The sequence below is a fragment of the Shewanella canadensis genome (genome assembly GCF_003966225.1).
Taxonomy (GTDB): Bacteria; Pseudomonadota; Gammaproteobacteria; order Enterobacterales; family Shewanellaceae; genus Shewanella; species Shewanella canadensis.
Map to the genome: position 1 here is coordinate 241,669 of NZ_RXNU01000006.1, position 19,979 is coordinate 261,647.

Here is a 19,979-nt window from a genome sequence, read left to right on the forward strand (position 1 = left end):
CAGTGAGAGAGTTTTTAGCCATTAACTTTGGTTTTGCGACCAGTCACTCTGGTTCAATGAATTGATTCATGTAATATCCGCGCACGTTGATAAACATTGAAGTTTATTTAGTTACTAATACGAAGAGATCCGGTTATGTGGAATAGGTTGAACAGTTCGATGATGATTTGCCAAATGATGTTTGGCATGTCTTTTTACGGTGTCATGGTGATATTGACCCGTTTCTTTCTGGAAGATCTTAACTATTCAGAAGCCGATACTATGATGGTCGTCGGTGCTTTTTCTGCTATCGGCCCCCTGTTCGCCATTGCCGGCGGTTTTATCACCGATAAATTTCTGGGGGCCTATCGCTCCCTGACCCTGGCTTTCATCTGTTTCGCCGCAGGTTATGGCTTGTTGGTGCTGGGCGCATCGATTATCAATGTGCCTCTTAGTCTGGCGGGTATTGCCCTGGCCAGTTATGCCAGAGGCTTGATGTTCCCCTCTTACTCACCGCTTTTCAAGCGAACCTTCGCGACCGAAGAGGCTTTCGAGAGCGGGTATGCGGTTAACTACTCTATCAACAATATTGGTGCCTTTATCAGCCAATATCTGTTTCCGTTGGTCGTGTTAGTCATCGGCTTCAGCGGCAGCTATCTATTGTGTGCGGCGATGGCCCTATTGGCCTTTGTGTTGATGCTGATAACCCGTAAGCCCTTGCTTGAGGTCAGCTCAGAGATTGACAGACAGCCGGTCAGTATCAGGAACTGGGTGCTGTTTGTGATTAGTTCGGCCGCCATGATTGGCTTAGTCTTCTTTATGTTTTCTAATATGGATATCGGTAAGAATATCGTTTATGCGATAGGTCTGGGCGCCATCGGTTACTTTATCTCAATAATGGTGAAATCGGAAAAGCGTGAGTCCATGAGGATGGGAACCATATTAATCATGGTGCTGCTGACTATCGCCTTTTTTGTCTATTACGGCCAGATGATGACCTCGATGACGCTAGTGACGATCAATACGATGCGTGGCGACCTGTTCGGGATCATTCCTATTGCGCCAGAGGCATCTATGGCCATGAACCCTATGTGGTGCATGGTAGCTGGCCCGTTGCTCGCGCTGGCCTTTTCAGCTTTGGAGAAGCGTAATATTCATTTTACTATCGCGACTAAGGTAGGCTTTGCCTTTATCTTTACCGCCATCTCCTTTGGCATATTGACCTTAGCCGTGATGACCGTAGGTCGTGATGTTATTATCCGTCCCGAAGTGTTTTTGGTTATCCATTTCTTTCTGGCGTTTGCGGAAGTGATCGTTGGCAGCATGGTCGTCGCCTTCATTTTGTCGGTGGCGCCTAAACATATCGAAGCGTTCTCGGTCAGCTTGTTTTCGGTCGCGATAGCGCTTAGTGGCGTCGTCGGAGCCGTGTTCTCAACTTCAATTGCCGTTGAAAAGGGACAGGCTATCACACAGGAGGTTGTGCGTAGTCTGTATGGTGACTACTTCGGTATATTGACCATTATGGCTGTGGTGATGGTCGGTGTCGCATTTGCCGCATCTAAGCTTATCAAGAAGATGTTGGCTAACGATGAAGACCCGACTCAAGGTTTGAGTGAAGAGAAGATGGCGAAGGCTGAGGGATAAAGGATTTAGCTATTGATGATACCGCCCATTTCTCCTTTTGTAGAGGAATGGGCTGTTCTGTTGTATCGATTGGTATTAATTCAATTGTTTTTTTTGTATTAGATTAGAAGTAATATCTTTGAAAACTGAATATTAACCCGCTCTCAGGCTTAGAATCGAAGCCAGATCTATGGGCTCGGGATAGCGGCAAAACTGTGTGTCTTTCTGGTCGATAGCATATATCGACATTCTGTCGGCTAACTCATTGCCCTCAATGCCCACGTGTGCCGCTACATGCGAGATCTGGAGCTTCTCTTTTATCTCCTCATATACGGCGTGGGATAGCTGGATTATTTCAAGGTTTTTAATATCACCTGCGGTTTTTCTCTTCCAGCCTTTCTGCTTCCAACCATAGGCCCAGTTGGTGATACAGTTAATGGAGTATTGGGAGTCACTCAGGATATGAACACTCTTACCTTGTTTAAGGTTGTCTTGAGCGATTAGCAGTGCCTGATGCAGCGCATTTAACTCTGCTGTGTTATTGGTGCCGAAAGCGTTGTAGAGTCCATACCAAAGCTCAGACAGTTCACCTTCACGATATACAGCGATGCCAGAACCGGCCTTTCCAGGGTTAGGTTCGCAGCCCCCATCTGTATATATATCAACATCATAGTTTTTGCCGTTTTCAGGTGCGCCGGCCTTTTTTGGCACTGAAGCTGGCTTAGAGGAGGCTTTTTTAGCAAGAGACGGTGCTGCTCCCTTGCCAAAAGCCGCTTCGGCTTCGGCTTGGCTGGGAAAAGACTTATAGCGTGCCCCCGGAAATTTATCGACCAGCTTTTTAGTCTGATCCCAGGTCGTGAAGATCCCGGTTTCTCTGCCTTGCCACACTACGTAAAACTTCTTCGCCATTGTTATCTCTTCTATCTATGAGTAGGGCACATATTCTTATGATATGTGTGCCTGCTGAATGCTGTTCAAACTTACTTGTTAAAAATTTACCTATTAACGAGTAAGGACCAGTATTGATTCTGTAAACCTTTATGGAATTAATATGAAACTAGCTCTTTTTCCCCATACAACCAGACAATAATTTCGCAAAAAAATCACTGCCTTTCTTCTGGGAGAACTCGATGTTGCGTTCTGGAATCGATTCCGGATCATCATAAGTTGCCAGAGCCTGCTCCATGCTGGCTTCGCGTATGATATGCATGGTCGGGTATGGCGAGCGGTTAGTGTAGTTGGATGGGGCATCCATAGGTTCACCATCGAAACAGTAATCGGGGTGGAAACTCGCGAGTTGATACACTCCTTCATAGCCTTGTTCGATAAGCAGATCATTAGAGATATCGACGAGATCCAGATAGGGGTAAAACCCTTCGAACCCTCGAGGGACGATAAACAGGGTTGTTTCAACCTCGGGGTGAGCATCCAAGTGCTGGCATTCTGTGATCAAGGCCTCGAGCACATGGTGCATCTTAGCCTCATCGATAACGGCATAACGAATGCTGCGACGCTCAACTTCACGGCGAGCGAAAGGGCAGATGTTGTATTTCATGATCACACGTTCGACCCAGTTTTGCGTGTGCTGGGCGATGGCTTTAAGTTCAGTGTCCTGCTCTTGGTCTCTCATTTTATTCTTCTCTTGCTCCAGCTCTGGCTGTGTCATTGCGGCAGCCTTGCTCACTCGATGGATATCGGCTTATGGGGCGATAATAGGGATGATAGATGCTACAAGCAAGAGTGCCATAGAGATGTTGAAGATTTTTTGTTGGCGGCTATTTTTTAATAAACGTTTTAAGCCCACTCCAAATCCTAACCAGATGAAGGCGCTGGGTATGGCTACACATAAAAAAACGGTCGCTATGGTCAGTACTTGAGGCGTCAACGGAGATTGCACACTCGTGAATGCGGCAATCGCCCCGATGGACATTATCCAGGCCTTTGGGTTCACCCACTGAAAAGCGGCGGCTTGTATAAAGCTCAAAGGGTTAGGTGTGTTCTTGCCCTCGAGTTTACTGCTGCTATTAGCAATCAGCCAGGCGAGGTAGAGAAGATAGGATATACCGGCATACTTAATGATTGAGTGAATGATGGGGTATGCCTGAAACACCGTGCTCAAGCCTAAACCTATTGCGAGTACCATAGCGGGAAAACCGATGCAGATTCCTGATAGATGGGGAAGACTTCTCTTAACACCAAAGTTGACGCCAGAACTCATGAGCATGATGTTATTGGGGCCGGGGGTGATTCCAGATGAGAATGCAAAAAGTGCAATAGTTAAAACCAGTTCCATGTAGATCCGCTATTGGAGATATAAAATTGTATTTTAACGGAATTCTTCGATGAGCTACAGAGTAGATGTTAGTCGCACACAATTTGAATACTCGCCAATACTTTTTAGTTAACTAATTGTAATTACTTATGAGTCAGCTTAGGTTAATCTTTAACTGGTTATTATTGGATTATATTTAAGAGGGAATCTTACATCATGTTCAAAAAACTCAGCTGCTTATTGTTAACATTTATGTTGACCGCCTGTGTCACTGTCGATGTGCCTAAGTCCAAGCCTACGCGCGCCACTATGGTGACAAGCGGGGACCTTGGATTCCTGTCACAAAGCACTCCCCGTTTTGCATGGCACCCAGCATTGGCCAGAGTGGCAACAGAGAAGGGAGCCGATGATGATAAAGTTGTCGACCTTATGCGCACGGCGATGACTAAAGTGATGGAAGCTAAAGGTTATCGGCTGGTCTCTATCGATGACTCACCCGATCTACTGTTAGGTTTTGGTATCGCACTGGAATCAGAGATGAGCGATGCACAGATACTCGACAAAGCGGGCTTAGTCCCAGGCCTCTCAACTGTTGGAGTCGATGCCGATAAGCATGAAAAAGGCTCGGTGCTGGTGGCGCTGTTTCACCCTCGAATGGCAGAACCTGCCTGGCGCGTGTTAGCACAGGGGTTTACAGATTCTGAACAGAGCAGGGATGAGCGTCAGCAGCGAGTCGATGAACTTGTCTCACTCATGTTGGGGGCTGTGCCGAGTATCTTGTAGTTATAAAATTGCAGAGAGTGATTTACTGACTGTGATATCTCTGGTTATTTAACTTGTGACTCTACTCGCTTTAAGGGGCTGGTTTATGCCGGCCCCGATTTCGTTTTTATCAGTCAGTTATAATCAGTTATAAAAAGCCTGCCTTATAAATGTCACTCTATTATAGAATTAGAAGCTGGCTTTAAGCCCAAGGTTTACAGAAGTTCCTAGCCCCTTAGTATTATAACCATTATAAGTAAATGCCTGAGAGCGAGCCGAGTAGTAGTCTTCATTAAGCAGGTTTTCTATACCCAAAGACAGCTGCCAGTTATCTATGGTGTAGCTGCTGCTTAGATTGACCAGGTTATAGCTGCTCACAGGCCCCTGGGCGCCGACATAGTTACCGTTTGTTGGCTCGAAGCGATCGCGGTCGCCAACGTAGAGGTAATTAATGCCAATGTTTGCTTCATCAATTGGCTTCCAGTCGATGCTGGCGGTAAATTTAGGGGCAGAAATTGCCTTACCGTCGAGATAGACGTCATTCTCGGTATCTTTACCCTCTATCCAGCTATATGTGATGCCGGTACGTAAGTTATCCTGAATTTGATAGCTAAACTGAGCCTCATACCCCCAGATCTTCTGTGGTGCACGTACAGGCATATAGACGCCGGTTGCCTCATCATATCTGTTACCCGTACCCAGATCTGAGTTACTTCGGTATGCGGCGAGTTCGTAAGTCAGATCGTTAAACTGCCCCGAGAAGCCCACTTCGTAATTATCGACAACTGAGGCTTCGGTGCGGATGAGTGAGATATCATCGACCGTTGCGGTGCGCAGTAAGCGACCTAAGTCTGAAATATCGGCGCCTTGGGAGAAGCTTACAAAAGGACTGAAATGGTCATTCATATTGTATCTGACACCTAAGTTATAGGTCGTGGTGTCGTAATCGATATCTCCCCCTTTAACATCCATGGGGACCGAGCAGGTATTTGCATCGCGGCATACCTTAAGGGTCTCATAATTATCGACGGTGAGATCCACCCTATCTTGTCGCACGCCGGCTTTAATAATCCAGTCGCCGTCGATGATGACTTTAGTCTGCAGGTATGCTGCAAGGTTGGTCATATCGATTTCCGGTACCCAGATGCGCCCGTCATCCAGCGGTTGAGAGCTGACGTCGTTGAGTGCATCCAGGCCATAGATGAAGCTGACTTCGACATTATCCCAGTCTATCTGAGTATTTAGATTAACCCGCAGTCCTTTCTTATCTGATTTAATCAGTGACTGGCCGCCAGCGTACCCTTCACTCGGGTTAGAGAGGCTGGTTGAATAGAAGAACATGTTCTCGATGATCTGGGCGTACCCATCGACAGTTAACTGAGTATTGGCAAACAGCTCATCATCTACATACTTGAGCATCAGGTTATGGTTACCACGAGGCCCCTGTGGTACTCCGAGTCTTGGGTTACCGCTCGTGTCTTTGATGGCATAGGTTTTTACACCGGTATTGACGCTACCGACCACATCGACATAATCCGTTTCCTGCTGAGCTTCGTAGTAGTTATAGGTGAGCTGCAGATATTTCTCTTCATCGAAGGCATAACCCAGCTTAGTAAACAGGTTCTTGGACTTAGCTTCGGAGAGGCCATATTTAAGGCCTATGACATCGCCCTCGGCGTCACGCTGCAGGCCAGTTTCTTCGATGGCGCCACTGAGTACGTAACTGAAGTTATTATTTGTACCGTCTATCGAGGCATCGAAACGATAACCCGGCGTATCTTCAAATTTTACCGCGCTGAATTTACTCGAGGCACCAAGCTGTATTCTGGCCTCGTCGTCACTAGTGGCTTTCTTGGTGATGTAGTTGATGATACCGCCGGAAGCGCCGTTACCATAGATAGAGGTCGCACCCTTGATCACCTCGATACGTTCGATGGCTCCTGCATCGATGGAGCGAATACCTAATTGACCATTTCTCAGTGGTGTAGATTGAGGCACGCCATCTATCATGATCAGCGCCTGACGGCCACGCAGGCTTTGCCCTGAGTTGCTCGAAGTCCCTGAGCTTGGTGCCATGCCAGGTACACGAAATGCGAGGATGTTTTGTAGCTCAGAGCTGACCAACATATCTTGCTTTAGCGACTCGTTGTCGATCAGGGTAACCGAAGAGGGGACCTCATCGATTCGCTCTACCGAGCGGCTCCCCGTTATTATCATACGCTCCATTGACTGAGCTGTAGCGTATGTCTTATCTGCTGCGAGGGTGGCGAAAGAGGGAAGAGTAAGACAAAGCAATGCACAATGAGTGGCAAGGGCTGTCTTGCTTAATGAAAACGGCATGGTATTTCCTGGTAGGTTACAAAGAGGTGCGAATGATAACCACTCTCAGTTGTCTTTGCAGGAACTTTACATCTGTTGCATTTTTGTTGCGCTGACGGAGTATTGCATGTTGAATTCATAGCCTGGCGGGCGACATTAAAGCCTGCAAGATGCCAGCTTTTTTGAACTTTGGCTTTTCTGAGCTTTGGCTTGTTTCGACCGGGAAGGTAAGTTAATAGGGGGGAGTTCAGCCAAGACTCCGGGAGTCGAGCCTTGGCTGAGGGGCGTTGCTATCTGTGGTGTTATTATGCGAGTTTAAACTTACTGACTAGCACATTGAGCTGTTCGTTCGCTGCCGAAAGGTTTTGAGTACTCAACGCTGTTTGTTGGCCGTTTTGTAATAACTCAAGTGCCATGGCCTCTATGGTGTGCATATTTCGACTAATTTCATCGGTTACCGCACTTTGCTGCTCGGATGCCGTTGCGATTTGACTGCCTAAATCGTTAATTTCTACGATAGAACCTGTCATAGTATCAAGGCTGGAGGTGACTCGTGAGGTATTTTCGGCCACCTTCTGACAGCTATTCTTAGTCTCGGTCATCACTTTTTCCGCCGTTGCGGCATCGCGTCGTAATGTGGATAAGATCTGCTCAATTTGAGCCGTACTCGATTGTGTACGAGAAGCAAGCGAACGTACCTCGTCAGCGACAACCGCAAATCCTCGTCCCTGTTCCCCGGCGCGAGCGGCTTCGATGGCGGCATTGAGAGCGAGTAGATTGGTCTGCTCGGCGATCCCTCCTATTACGCCCAGAACCGATACGATCTGGTTGGTATTCTCGCTCATGGTATTGATGCTGCTGGTCGCCGTATTCATCTCCTCAACGAGGGCTATGACACTGTTGGAAGCATCGACAACGGTGACCTTAGAGGCTTTAGCTTCTTCGTTGGCTTGTTGGGTACTCGATGCCGTTTGCACCGCGCTTTGGGCCACGGCTTCGGCTGAGGCGTTCATCTGAGTGATTGCCGTAACAGCGAGTTCAGTCTCTGAGGTGTGACTATTGAGGGCCTGGCTGTTTCGCTCCGACTGGCTGTTAAGTTGTGTGATCCCCTCGGTGATCTCTTTAGAGGATTTAGATATATCAAGCATCATAGCCTGAAGGTAACTGATAAAATTATTCACCGAATGGCCTATATCCGCAAGCTCATCACGGCTAGCGATCTCCAATCGAGAGGTCAGATCTGCTTCGCCGGTGGATAGGGTTTCTATGCGGTTTTTTAGTACGACCATATCTGTGATAATTTTGTTTAGCAGCCAGACACAGAAAGTGAGTGCCACTATGATAAGTAAACTTGCCACTGCGATACTCTGGTAGATTTTACTGTCAAATATCTCACGGGTGCCCGCGGTTAGCCCCTGTTGAATTGAGGTGACATCGGATTCAAAGGCTCCGGTTCCTATGACCCACCCCCACTTGGGGAGGATTTTTCTGACATATGAGATCTGTGCTTCGCCGGTATTTGTCGAAGGGTTTGAAATCGGGAGCAGTATAAAGGCATCGGATTTTTCACCTAAGGCTTGCTTCGCCTTGGCGGCATTTTCTGTTTCTGTACCGATCAGATTTTTTTGGGAATGCGCAAGAATTGTACCCTTGGCATCTTGTATCCAGAATTCACCATTTTCACCGTACTTTGCCGCCATAACAGTCTGCAGTGCGGCCGTTACCTTATCCTGTTTCAGGGTGCTGATGTACTCACCGGTCGCAATGACCAGATTAAGTGGCTCAAAATAGAAGGAGGCTGAGAGCTTCTCTTCGACCTGCCCTGTGGTCGGATTCGAAAAGAAGTAGCTGGCGAAACCTACCTCATTTTCTCTCGCCGCTGCGACAATATTTCGGGCGTAATAATTGCCTTTTTCATCGACAACATCACGACTATTTCCCATCGATACGCCACCGATACCGGCGGCTTCGTTCGTCAGGGTATCCGCATCATAGGCAAACAGATAACGGCCCTTTCCCCACTGGTATTCGTTGATGAAGGTATAGACCATCATATCGGGTTCATCGGTGAGATCATTTTCATACATTCTATTGATGATATCGCGAAACATGACGATCTCATCGCCCAGAGCCTGTCTGATATTTTCGACTCTGGACTGTTGATAGAAGTCATTGACTGAACGGCTGAGGGTATCGACCTGACCGATGAGATTATGCTTAACTAAGCTCTCAACTTTGTTACTGATATTAAGCTCTTCTTGTTTGAGAACCGCCTGTTCGATCACGATCATGTTGGCGATAAAGAAGCTGGAAACAGCGATAAGTAAAGCGCCTACTAATATGATTAATTTAGCTTTAATTGTCATTTTCATGAAAACCACCCTAGGATGAATTCGATAGGACATAAGAAAAATCTAATGAATATTAAGTGCCAAAAAACACTCAAATACAACATGGTGGTTGCAAAAGTGTGAACCCGGTGTAACTTCGACTGCTCAAATGGGATCTGATTAACAAATATATTGAAAATGCCAGGCCATAGATGAAGATGGGTTGTGAAACATTATCCCTGGGAGAGTGGAGCTAACTAATTGGGAGTTATATATATTAGTGCAATATAGTATATGACTGTTCTGAATTTTTAGAGGCCGGATAAAATGAATAATGGGGTAGAGGTGGGTGAGCATACCCGGGTTTTAAAGTATGCCGTCTTTGCTAAGTTTTTCTAAAGAGGAGATGAGCATGAGTCGGGACTCTCCTGTAAAAGGGGGACCGACCCATGAACACCCGATCGGTTAGCCGACACTTATCTCGTAGGAGGTAAACTTGCGTAGGTTGATGACGCCGGTGTCGAAGATAAGATATTGCCCCTTAATTCCCTGTAAAACCCCGCTAACGATAGGATCTTTATCAAAGTTGTGCGAAGTTATCTTTGTCGGGAACTCGGTAACAGGGAAATGTATCTCCTGAATATCTTCATCTAGCTTCTCGATGGCGTATTCGCCATGGGCCATACAAATCTCATGAATTTTACTCTCAACCTGGGGTAAAAGCTCGGTAGCTTGAGCTTTAAGATCGATATTTTCCGCATTACCTTTGAGCATAGTGCGCCAGTTGGTCTTATCTGCAATCAACTTTGCCAATTCGACTTCCACTAAACCTGAGATCTGTCTTGTCGATACCTTTAAAATGGGTAAGCCCTGAGTGGCCCCTTGATCTATCCAACGTGTTGGCAACTGGGTATGACGGGTGATGCCGACCTTGAGGCCCGATGTATTTGACAGGTAGACATAGTGAGGGACGAAACAGTTGTCTTCTCCCCACTGTGGCTCACGGCAGGTACCTTGGTCAAAGTGACAGGTTTCGGGCTTCATGATACACATATCGCAACTTGCCAGCTTCTTCATGCAGACGAAACAGTGTCCTTGAGAATAACTTTTTTTGGTCTTTTTGCCGCAGTTACTGCAGCAAATTTTGCCGGTATGCGTCAAGGTAACTGTAGTGCCGATAAGAGGGTTCATGGCTAACAGCTCATCACCTATGGGCAGTTGGTATTGCACCAGCCCATCATTATCTAGTGTGGCGCGCATTTTTTTTATCGTACCTGAGACAGTACCCAACATTGAACCTGACATAGCTGTTCCTAGCATAAATATGACCTATTAAGATAAGGCATAGAATTGAGCTGGCGTTAACGACCAGTCTTCTGGATTGGTCACAGTCTAACAGATTGTTTAAGCAACCTCTGATAGATTTTTTCGATTGCTGCCAGTTAAAAGAAACATAAATGGGGAGAAAAGTTGAGTAGCATATTCATGAAAGAGAGTGAGTCTCACTCTCTTTCAGTCGCTTTTTAAGTGCTTAACAGTTTAAGTGCTGATTTTATCCAGAACCACATCATCACCTATTGCATATAGCGCACTCGACAGCTGCTCCTCTTGGTCGGGGGTTTTGATTCCCAGATCGAAATTAGCTCTGAAGAGAGGCACACCCGTGTGGCTCGCGCTCTCATAACGCGTGCTGAAGTGTTCAATATTAATCCCAAGTGCACTGATCTTGTTTGAAATGTCATGTACTAAACCTGGTCTGTCATAGGCCACAAGTGAATAACTAAAGTGTTTAATCTGATGTGGATTTTTATTGGTTTTAGCATAGGTCATGCTTAAACCTTCGATACACTCTAAGTTTTCGGCCAGAATATCCCAGTTGGAAGCGGGGACCTCTAAAAGGAGTATGGCAGCAAAAATTCCGTCGATATGACGAAGTTCAGAATCGAGCCAATTACCACCATGACGGCTAACCGCGTGCGCGATCTGTTCGACTAACCCTTTTCTATCTGCTACCTGTAGGGTGACTAAGTATCGTAACATGTTGATTTAGCTCCTCTGATTAAATATTATCTCTGGATTTGTACCTTGTAACACTAGTGTCATCTTTACGTCATATAATTCGACACATCAGAATAATGAGAGTGTTTCTAAGCTATTGTTAGCACAGCAATTGAAACAATCCCAGTGAAAACTCTACTGGCTATTTAATAAACGAGGTTCTAATGGTAACTCAGGTAATTAAACCTGATCCAAAGGCTAAAAACCTACTGATGGGTAAAGGCTCGAGTAGAAGAGCGATTACGGATAAATTAACCCAAGTTGGGGTAACGATTGGGGGGACGATGGTATTTGTCGCCCTGCTATTGATCTTCTTTTATCTGCTATACGTTGTTAAACCTATCTTCGATGGCGCCGAAGTTGCTCCACTGGTCAGTGTCGATATTGCCAATGATACGAGTCCGGCATTGATGGTTGGCAGTGATGAACAAAATGAGATCATCTACCGCGTATCAGAGTCTGGTCGGGTCGATTTTTATAATGTGAAAAATGGCCGGTTAATAGAAACACAAACGCTTTCTCTTCCTCAAGGTGTAGAGGTTGTTGGCAGTGCGACTTCGGTGGTCAGTGAGCAACGATTTGCCTTGGGCCTAAGCAATGGTCAGTTGTTACTTGCAGGTATCGATTTTGGCGTGACCTATCCTAATAACCAACGCGTGATCACTCCCAACTTAAGATACCCAGCAGGAAGGGAGCCGTTCACTGTCGATGAGAAGGGCTCACCGCTCAATAATCTGGTCTTTGGTTATAGCAGTGACAAGATGAGCTTCGCCTATCAAGACCTGGATAATCTTTGGCATCTCACCCGCCAGGAAGGCGAAGAGAACATGATGACCGAAGAGGTTGAATGGATTGCGACAACGGGTTTGATCAATGATGCGCCGCAGGATGTCCAGCAAAGATTAATGACTCCTGATCAGCGTCAGCTTCTATTGAGAAGCGGTGATAAGCTGTTTATCTATAATATTCGTGACGCTGACGATATCTCCCTACAACAAGTGCTTGAGTTAGAACTGGCTAAGGCGAAGGTCACCGATGTGAGTCTACTTGCCGGGGCGAGTTCTATCTTGGTTAGCTATGATTCGGGCCTGGTTGCGCAGTACTTTCAAGTCAATGGTGAGCGGGGGCGTCAATACCGGGAGATCCGTTCATTTGACACTTCCTCATCGGTTGCCAGCGTTGCCAGCGAATTTTATCGTAAAAGCTTTGTGACAGTGAGTGAAAAAGGTGATTTAACACTCCTGTATACCACCAGTGAACGTGAGTTATTTTCAGAGTCTTTTGATCTTAACAATCCTAAAAAAATCGGTTTCAGTCCAAGATCTAACGCACTTGTGGTGGAGGCTGGATCTAAACTGCACCTATTTACCGTCGAAAACTCTCATCCTGAAGTTTCCTGGAGTGCGATGTGGAGTAAGGTTTGGTATGAAGACTATCCGGAACCTAAATATGTATGGCAATCGACATCCGGTTCCGATGACTTTGAGGCTAAGTTAAGTCTGATGCCATTGGCTTTCGGAACCATGAAGGCCGCACTCTATGCCATGCTGTTTGCCACTCCACTGGCGATTGCCGGTGCGATCTATACCGCCTATTTCATGTCACCAAAGATACGTTCCATAGTGAAGCCGACAATTGAGATCATGGAAGCTTTACCTACCGTGATCTTGGGCTTCTTAGCGGGACTGTGGCTTGCGCCTCTGATTGAAGACAATTTGCCGGGCATTTTGGTGCTGCTCTTGTTGTTACCGTTATCGATTCTGTCTACGGCATTTGCCTGGCATAACCTGCCTGGAAAGTGGAAGCAGCGCCTGCCTGAAGTTTATCAGGAGCTGATGTTATTGCCGGTGATTATCTTCATCGGTTGGTTCTCCTTCGCTATCAGCCCCGCCATCGAAGTTGCCTTCTTCCATGGTGACTCGCGTATGTTTATTACTAATGAACTGGGGATCACATTCGATCAGCGTAATGCGTTAGTTGTCGGTATCGCTATGGGGTTCGCGGTTATTCCGACTATCTTCTCGATTGCCGAAGACGCTGTGTTCTCTGTGCCTCGCCACCTGTCAAATGGTAGCTTAGCCTTAGGCGCGACTAACTGGCAGACCTTGACCCGAGTGGTCTTGCTTACGGCGAGTCCGGGTATCTTCTCTGCGATAATGATGGGTCTGGGTCGCGCTGTGGGAGAGACCATGATCGTGCTTATGGCAACGGGTAATACCGCCATCATGGAATGGAGTGTATTCGAAGGTATGCGGACACTGGCCGCTAACATTGCCGTAGAGATGCCTGAGTCGGCGATTGGCAGTTCACACTACCGGGTGCTTTTCCTTGCAGCCTTTGTTCTGTTTATTTTTACCTTTTTCTTCAACACCATAGCCGAAGTGGTGAGACAGCGTCTGCGTGAACGTTATAGTTCACTTTAATGATGAGTATGGAAATGATGACTAGATATATGAACATAAATATGTGTGTATTCGATCAGGTGCTTTGGAGTATTCATCATGGGTAAGTGGTTTAAATCTGGGTCTCCATGGGCTTGCAGAATGACAGATGGTGCGGTGGCTTCTGAGCCGGAGTTAGTGTTTGGGAGTATTCGTCATGGGTAAGTGGTTTAAGTCTGGCTCACCTTGGGTTTGCAGAATGACAGACGGAGCGGTGGCTTCTGAGCCGGAGTGTGTGTTTGGGAGTATTCGTCATGGGTAAGTGGTTTAAGTCTGGCTCACCTTGGGTTTGCAGAATGACAGACGGAGCGGTGGCTTCTGAGCCGGAGTGTGTGTTTTGGAGTATTCGTCATGGGTAAGTGGTTTAAATCGGGCTCACCTTGGATATGGATGACAGGTGGGGCGGTAAGCATCAGCTTAATTGCCGTACTGGGATTATTGTTGATGATTGCCTGGCGCGGACTTAGCTATTTCTGGCCTGCAGAGGTTTATCAGTGGGAGCTGAACGATCCCGAAGGTCATCGTTACACCTTGATTGGTGAAATTTACGATAAAGAAGAGGTGCCAACCGAACGTCTTATCTCTGCGGGGCATGTGTTTAAGGAGATGCCTGGTGAAACCGTGACGCGTTATCTGGTGAAAACGGGTAACCGCGAGTTCGTTGGATTAGATTTTCGCTGGATATTAGCGACAGATATCATCTCGCGCACTTTGCCTGAAGATATTGCCGTGATTGAGAGAAGTAAAAATGGTGATTTCTATGGCTACCCGATTGCTGTGGTTGAAGATGGAACACGGCTCGCCCTCGATGATATCGAGGCCTCTTTTGAGGCTCATATCGAACGTGCCGTAGAGCTCAATGATCAAGCGGTAACACTGCAAAAGAGTGAAATCGGGTCGATAAACCATGAAATGGAGCAGCTTCGTCTACAGGAGAGACGTTATGAGTTAGATGGTCAACTCACCGAGGAGCGCAAGGCGGAGATAGATGTTAAGCAAGCGAGTCTACAGGCTGAATACTTGCTGCTGGAGAAGTCCTTCTTTGCCCTTCGCACCGAAGCGGCACGAGACTCAGTGATCATCAAAGATATGCGCGGCGAAGAGGTCGTGCTCAAACTCGATACGATTTTAGATGTTACCTATTCCAATCGTATCAGCCTGATAGGAAAAATCGGCCACTGGTTTGTCGGTATCGGCCGGTTTGTCAGCGATGACCCGCGGGAAGCGAATACTGAAGGCGGTGTATTCCCGGCTATCTTCGGTACGGTGTTTATGGTGATGTTGATGGCGGTTATTGTGACCCCTTTTGGCGTTATCGCGGCGATCTACCTGCATGAATACGCTAAGAAAGGGCCTGTGACTAAGATGATCCGTATTGCTGTGATTAACTTAGCCGGTGTGCCATCGATTGTGTATGGTGTATTCGGCCTTGGTTTCTTCGTCTATATGTTTGGTGGCACGTTAGATCAACTCTTTTACCCTGAGGCGCTGCCCGCTCCGACTTTTGGCTCGCCGGGAGTGCTCTGGTCTGCATTAACCTTGGCGATTTTGACGCTGCCAGTGGTGATAGTTTCAACCGAAGAGGGGCTGAGCCGCATTCCCAGTGCCGTACGTCAAGGCAGTTTAGCGCTTGGGGCGACAAAAGCTGAGACACTTTGGCGCATTGTTATCCCTATGGCGAGTCCGGCCATCATGACGGGATTGATTCTGGCGGTGGCCCGCGCTGCCGGTGAAGTTGCTCCATTGATGCTGGTGGGAGTCGTAAAGCTAGCACCGACTTTGCCAATCGACATGAATTTCCCATTTGTGCACTTGGAACGTAAGTTTATGCACTTAGGTTTCCACATTTATGATGTGGGTTTTCAAAGCCCTAACGTGGAAGCCGCGAGACCTTTGGTCTATGCGACTTCGTTCCTACTCGTTTCAGTCATCGTGTCATTAAACTTGACTGCTATCGGCGTACGTAACCACTTGCGCGAAAAGTATCGCTCGCTTGAGCATTAAAAACCATATATCGCCACGCAGTGGCATAAATAGGGCGGCCAAGCCGTTCTGTTAAAGTGATAGGATATAAAATGATTTCCATAGATAAGTCCGCTATGAATACTAATTCAGTCGATCTTAACAATTTGAGCCAGGAAGAGACAGCCCTGGAGATCCGCAACCTGGATCTAAAATACGGTGATAAACAGGCACTTTTCGATGTATCGATGAAGATCCCCGAAAAACAGGTTACGGCATTTATCGGGCCAAGTGGATGTGGTAAATCCACACTACTGCGCTGCATCAACCGGATGAATGATCTGGTTGATAACTGCCATATCGGTGGGGAAATTTTGCTCAACGGGCAAAATATCTACGACAAACAAGTCGATGTCGCCTCTCTGCGCAGAAATGTTGGTATGGTGTTCCAGCGTCCAAATCCTTTTCCTAAATCAATCTATGAAAACGTCGTTTACGGCTTGCGTCTGCAAGGGGTCAATAATCGACGCGAACTGGATGATGCTGCCGAACAATCTTTGCGTGGCGCCGCCATTTGGGATGAGGTGAAAGACAGGTTACATGACAATGCGTTTGGCCTTTCCGGTGGTCAGCAGCAGCGTTTGGTGATTGCCCGTGCGATTGCCATCGAGCCAGAAGTTTTACTTCTCGATGAGCCTACATCGGCCCTGGATCCTATTTCGACACTGACGATTGAAGAGTTGATCACCGAGCTTAAATCTAAATACACAGTCGTGATCGTGACCCATAACATGCAACAGGCGGCACGAGTCTCGGATCAAACCGCCTTTATGTATATGGGGGAGCTGGTTGAGTATGCCGATACTAACACCATATTTACGACGCCAAGAAAACGTAAAACAGAAGATTACATTACGGGAAGATACGGTTAATAGAGCTGATTAGTTTTCAGGTCCGGATATATAAATGGGCATTAACAGAATTGGAAAAGGTTTAAATTGCAATGGAAAATATGAATTTAAGTAAGCACATCTCTGGTCAGTTTAATGCCGAGCTGGATGATATCCGTAATCGTGTTTTAGCTATGGGCGGTTTAGTTGAGCGTCAACTGGAACAGTCTCTGGATGCTCTAAGTACACTGGACTCTGAGTTGGCGCAGAAAGTTATCGATGGCGATCATAAGGTCAATGGTATGGAAGTGGCCATAGATGAAGAGTGCACCCGTATCATTGCCAAGCGTCAGCCTGCTGCGAGCGATTTACGCTTAGTACTTGCGATATCTAAAACGATTACCGATCTGGAGCGCATCGGTGATGCTTGCGTGAAGATAGCTAAGGCTGCATTGGATAAACGCTCTAAAAACCAGCAGCCACTACTGGTGAGCATCGAGAACATGGGGCGTCACGCGACGCGCATGCTCAATGCCACTTTAGATGCTCTGGCGCGTATGGACGCCGAAGTGGCACTCGAGCTGCACAAAGAAGACATTAAGTTAGATAAAGAGTATGAAGGGATCATTCGCCAATTAATGACCTATATGATGGCCGATCCACGTTCAATTCCCGAAGTATTAGATGTGCTTTGGGCTGCAAGAGCTGTTGAGCGAGTGGGTGACCGTTGTCAGAATATCTGTGAGTACATCATCTATTACGTGAAGGGGAAAGATGTGCGTCATGTCTCCTATGAAGAGATGGAGAAAGACCTTAATTTTTAATTTGGCTGAGATAGCAAAGCGTAAAAATAAATTGTTTTTAAACAAGCGGCTATAAAGCCGCTTGTTTGTTTTATGAAGGTGGCTCAGATTTAAAGCTGAATTCAATGTATAATATACTTATCTTTGTGTATAGACAGATTGTATTCAATAGTGCCGAACTGATTAAATTCAGTAAATTTGGTCGTTATTTAATGGGATTTGTTGTTTTAGCTTTTGAGTCAAATGTTAGCTTGAAACCTTAGCGTAAAACCTGAGTATATAGCCTTATTGGCGTTCACAAATTGTGATTCCCGCCGCAGTTACAGTTATGCAAAACTGTATGATGCCTCACCGTCTAATGTTGGCCGGGATCTCTTGTAGTTGAGTGAGTTGTATCAACTATGTGCTAATTTCGAGAGTTTTATGTCGATCAAATCCAGTATTAATCCTCCTGTTTTTTTCTCGTCCGTTTTTTTAATTGCGTTAATGGTGTTTGTCGGGGCTATCTGGCCAGAGCAGGCACAAGCTGTATTTAAGTCAGCCCAGTCTTGGTTTGAACTTAAGGCCGGATGGCTTTACATCTTAGGTGTTGCCATCTTCCTCATCTTTATCATCTTTGTGATGGTGAGTCGTTTCGGTGATATTAAATTAGGTCCGGATCACGCCGAACCCGATTACAGCTACAAAAGCTGGATCGCCATGCTATTTTCAGCCGGTATGGGTATCGGCTTGATGTTCTTCGGTGTTGCCGAACCTGTAATGCACTATTTAGCGCCACCTGATGCGACGCCAGAGTCGATTCAGGCCGCTAAAGATGCCATGAAGATCACTTTCTTTCACTGGGGTATCCATGCCTGGGCCATCTATGCGGTTGTCGCACTTAGCCTGGCGTATTTCTCCTATCGTCATAAGCTGCCTCTTCTGCCACGAAGTGCGCTTTATCCTCTGATTGGTGAGCGTATCTATGGCCCTATAGGGCATGCGGTAGATACATTTGCCGTGTTAGGCACCATGTTCGGTGTGGCCACATCTCTGGGTTTTGGTGTGTTACAAGTTAACTCTGGGTTGAACTATCTGCTCGATGTGCCGGTAAATTCCTACGTCCAAGTCGGACTTATCATTGCGATTTCATTGATTGCCACACTTTCTGTTTTTTCCGGGTTAGACAAAGGAGTTAAACGGCTCAGTGAGTTGAACTTAGGTTTAGCGGTATTACTACTGATTTTTGTGCTGATCTTTGGGCCTACCGTCGAGCTATTACAGGCTTTTGTACAAAATACCGGGGGATATTTGAGTGATATTGTCGGTAAGACATTTAACTTATATGCCTACGAGCAGAAAAATGATTGGATTGGTGGTTGGACCTTGCTCTATTGGGGCTGGTGGATCTCATGGTCCCCATTTGTAGGAACCTTTATTGCCAGAGTTTCCCGTGGTCGAACTATCAGAGAGTTTTTGATCGGTGTGTTATTCGTACCAACTGCGTTTACCTTCTTGTGGATGACAGTATTTGGTAACACGGCGATCGATGCGATCATGAACCATGGCGCAACCTATCTGTCGGAAGCGGTTTCAAGTGATGTATCCGTTGCGCTGTTTGTATTTTTCGAACATATGCCATTCTCGACTCTGTTATCGACGATTGCCTTGTGTCTGGTTATCACCTTCTTTGTCACCTCGTCTGATTCGGGGTCACTGGTTATCGATAACCTAACCTCCGGTGGCGATCATGATGCGCCGGTATGGCAGCGTGTTTTCTGGGCGCTACTTCAGGGAGTTGTAGCTTCTGTTTTATTGCTTGCCGGCGGTCTTCAAGCACTGCAAACGGTAGCTATTGCCAGTGCATTACCTTTCTTATTAATCATGCTCTTGATGTGTTTTGGTTTATATAAGGCGCTTAAAGATGACTGGCTGAAGATCAACAGTGTGCAGCTTCATAATACGAGTGTGCAGTTCACCAAAACCAACGTGAACTGGGAAGACCATATCGATGTGTTAGTGTCTCATCCGAGTAAAGAAGATGCACAAAACTTTCTCGATAATGTGGCTACACCTGCGCTGACTAAGGTGTGTGAGAGCTTTATCAGTAAAGATATTCCGGCCGAATTGTTGAATTTTGATAATCGAATTCGTTTTGTTATCGCCAACGAGGAATATGACGACTTTGCCTATGGTCTGCGAATACGTGCCTTTTCCATTATCAATCCACTCGAGAGTGAACTCGATGAAGGTGAAACCGAATATTATCGGGTGGAGGTGTTCCTGGAGCATGGCGGGCAACATTATGACGTGATGGGCTTCACTCAAGATCAGATCTTGGCAGATGTGGTGACTCAGTATGAAAAGTACCTTCATTACCTGCACCTATCCAGTTCAGAATACCTAGGTTAGGAGAGTGGTTAAGAGCCAGCTTATAAACTAAATAATCAAGCTAAGGTAAATCGAGATAAGGTAAATATTTTGTCTCAAATACTTGGTTAAAATCAAACAGCCCTGATGGTATCATTAGGGCTGTTTTTTTATATTCACTCATTTAACGA

At 46.4% G+C, this 19,979-nt stretch carries 14 protein-coding genes; 7 read left to right on the plus strand and 7 right to left on the minus strand.

The window, feature by feature from the left end; all coding sequences use genetic code 11:
* Window positions 1-159 precede the first annotated feature (159 nt).
* Entirely contained in the window at window positions 160-1,623 is a 1,464-nt protein-coding gene (locus EKG38_RS13530; protein ID WP_221767760.1) for an MFS transporter, read from the plus strand.
* A 132-nt stretch (window positions 1,624-1,755) separates the two neighbouring features.
* Here the strand turns inward: EKG38_RS13530 and EKG38_RS13535 are convergent, their stop codons facing one another.
* From EKG38_RS13535 to EKG38_RS13545, 3 genes are all read right to left on the minus strand, one after another.
* The gene (locus tag EKG38_RS13535; protein ID WP_126520768.1) at window positions 1,756-2,511 is read right to left on the minus strand and encodes a ribonuclease H family protein; all 756 of its coding nucleotides are present in this window, start codon (window positions 2,509-2,511) and stop codon (window positions 1,756-1,758) included.
* A gap of 148 nt (window positions 2,512-2,659) precedes the next feature.
* Complete coding sequence (locus EKG38_RS13540) at window positions 2,660-3,232, minus strand: DUF1415 domain-containing protein (protein ID WP_126520865.1); 573 nt, start codon at window positions 3,230-3,232, stop codon at window positions 2,660-2,662.
* 69 nt (window positions 3,233-3,301) lie between these two features.
* Window positions 3,302-3,895, minus strand: coding sequence for a LysE family translocator (locus EKG38_RS13545; RefSeq protein WP_126520769.1), 594 nt, complete (start codon window positions 3,893-3,895; stop codon window positions 3,302-3,304).
* Between the two features lie 195 nt (window positions 3,896-4,090).
* On the opposite strand from EKG38_RS13545, the gene EKG38_RS13550 reads away from it, so the two are divergent.
* Entirely contained in the window at window positions 4,091-4,657 is a 567-nt protein-coding gene (locus tag EKG38_RS13550) for a DUF4136 domain-containing protein (protein ID WP_126520770.1), read from the plus strand.
* A 168-nt stretch (window positions 4,658-4,825) separates the two neighbouring features.
* Here the strand turns inward: EKG38_RS13550 and EKG38_RS13555 are convergent, their stop codons facing one another.
* The 4 genes from EKG38_RS13555 to EKG38_RS13570 all read right to left on the minus strand — a co-directional run bounded on the left by EKG38_RS13555 (window position 4,826) and on the right by EKG38_RS13570 (window position 11,325).
* Entirely contained in the window at window positions 4,826-6,976 is a 2,151-nt protein-coding gene (locus tag EKG38_RS13555) for a TonB-dependent receptor (protein WP_126520771.1), read from the minus strand.
* Window positions 6,977-7,260: 284 nt separating this feature from the next.
* Window positions 7,261-9,327, minus strand: a complete 2,067-nt coding sequence (locus EKG38_RS13560; protein WP_126520772.1) for a methyl-accepting chemotaxis protein — start codon at window positions 9,325-9,327, stop codon at window positions 7,261-7,263.
* Window positions 9,328-9,750: 423 nt separating this feature from the next.
* The gene (locus EKG38_RS13565) at window positions 9,751-10,590 is read right to left on the minus strand and encodes a DUF2797 domain-containing protein (protein WP_246033165.1); all 840 of its coding nucleotides are present in this window, start codon (window positions 10,588-10,590) and stop codon (window positions 9,751-9,753) included.
* Between the two features lie 234 nt (window positions 10,591-10,824).
* Window positions 10,825-11,325, minus strand: coding sequence for a glycine cleavage system transcriptional repressor (locus tag EKG38_RS13570; protein WP_126520773.1), 501 nt, complete (start codon window positions 11,323-11,325; stop codon window positions 10,825-10,827).
* A gap of 182 nt (window positions 11,326-11,507) precedes the next feature.
* Here EKG38_RS13570 and EKG38_RS13575 point away from each other — a divergent pair, with 182 nt between their 5' ends.
* From EKG38_RS13575 to EKG38_RS13595, 5 genes are all read left to right on the plus strand, one after another.
* A complete protein-coding gene (locus tag EKG38_RS13575) occupies window positions 11,508-13,766 on the plus strand; it encodes an ABC transporter permease subunit (RefSeq protein WP_126520774.1) in 2,259 nt (752 codons plus the stop codon).
* 369 nt (window positions 13,767-14,135) lie between these two features.
* The gene (gene pstA / locus EKG38_RS13580) at window positions 14,136-15,788 is read left to right on the plus strand and encodes a phosphate ABC transporter permease PstA (RefSeq protein WP_126520775.1); all 1,653 of its coding nucleotides are present in this window, start codon (window positions 14,136-14,138) and stop codon (window positions 15,786-15,788) included.
* A gap of 71 nt (window positions 15,789-15,859) precedes the next feature.
* Window positions 15,860-16,678 carry a phosphate ABC transporter ATP-binding protein PstB gene (gene pstB / locus EKG38_RS13585; protein ID WP_126520776.1) on the plus strand — a complete coding sequence of 273 codons (819 nt, stop codon included), beginning with the start codon at window positions 15,860-15,862 and terminating at the stop codon, window positions 16,676-16,678.
* A gap of 71 nt (window positions 16,679-16,749) precedes the next feature.
* Window positions 16,750-17,460 carry a phosphate signaling complex protein PhoU gene (gene phoU / locus EKG38_RS13590; protein ID WP_126520777.1) on the plus strand — a complete coding sequence of 237 codons (711 nt, stop codon included), beginning with the start codon at window positions 16,750-16,752 and terminating at the stop codon, window positions 17,458-17,460.
* 402 nt (window positions 17,461-17,862) lie between these two features.
* Complete coding sequence (locus EKG38_RS13595) at window positions 17,863-19,830, plus strand: BCCT family transporter (RefSeq protein ID WP_126520778.1); 1,968 nt, start codon at window positions 17,863-17,865, stop codon at window positions 19,828-19,830.
* Window positions 19,831-19,979 lie beyond the last annotated feature (149 nt).

What these genes read in the sequence shown, in the direction of transcription:
- EKG38_RS13530 (WP_221767760.1), top strand. Translation starts at nt 160, where the DNA reads ATGATGATTTGCCAAATGATGTTTGGCATGTCTTTTTACGGTGTCATG.
- EKG38_RS13535 (WP_126520768.1), bottom strand. Translation starts at nt 2,511, where the DNA reads ATGGCGAAGAAGTTTTACGTAGTGTGGCAAGGCAGAGAAACCGGGATC.
- EKG38_RS13540 (WP_126520865.1), bottom strand. Translation starts at nt 3,232, where the DNA reads ATGAGAGACCAAGAGCAGGACACTGAACTTAAAGCCATCGCCCAGCAC.
- EKG38_RS13545 (WP_126520769.1), bottom strand. Translation starts at nt 3,895, where the DNA reads ATGGAACTGGTTTTAACTATTGCACTTTTTGCATTCTCATCTGGAATC.
- EKG38_RS13550 (WP_126520770.1), top strand. Translation starts at nt 4,091, where the DNA reads ATGTTCAAAAAACTCAGCTGCTTATTGTTAACATTTATGTTGACCGCC.
- EKG38_RS13555 (WP_126520771.1), bottom strand. Translation starts at nt 6,976, where the DNA reads ATGCCGTTTTCATTAAGCAAGACAGCCCTTGCCACTCATTGTGCATTG.
- EKG38_RS13560 (WP_126520772.1), bottom strand. Translation starts at nt 9,327, where the DNA reads ATGAAAATGACAATTAAAGCTAAATTAATCATATTAGTAGGCGCTTTA.
- EKG38_RS13565 (WP_246033165.1), bottom strand. Translation starts at nt 10,590, where the DNA reads ATGTCAGGTTCAATGTTGGGTACTGTCTCAGGTACGATAAAAAAAATG.
- EKG38_RS13570 (WP_126520773.1), bottom strand. Translation starts at nt 11,325, where the DNA reads ATGTTACGATACTTAGTCACCCTACAGGTAGCAGATAGAAAAGGGTTA.
- EKG38_RS13575 (WP_126520774.1), top strand. Translation starts at nt 11,508, where the DNA reads ATGGTAACTCAGGTAATTAAACCTGATCCAAAGGCTAAAAACCTACTG.
- pstA (WP_126520775.1), top strand. Translation starts at nt 14,136, where the DNA reads ATGGGTAAGTGGTTTAAATCGGGCTCACCTTGGATATGGATGACAGGT.
- pstB (WP_126520776.1), top strand. Translation starts at nt 15,860, where the DNA reads ATGATTTCCATAGATAAGTCCGCTATGAATACTAATTCAGTCGATCTT.
- phoU (WP_126520777.1), top strand. Translation starts at nt 16,750, where the DNA reads ATGGAAAATATGAATTTAAGTAAGCACATCTCTGGTCAGTTTAATGCC.
- EKG38_RS13595 (WP_126520778.1), top strand. Translation starts at nt 17,863, where the DNA reads ATGTCGATCAAATCCAGTATTAATCCTCCTGTTTTTTTCTCGTCCGTT.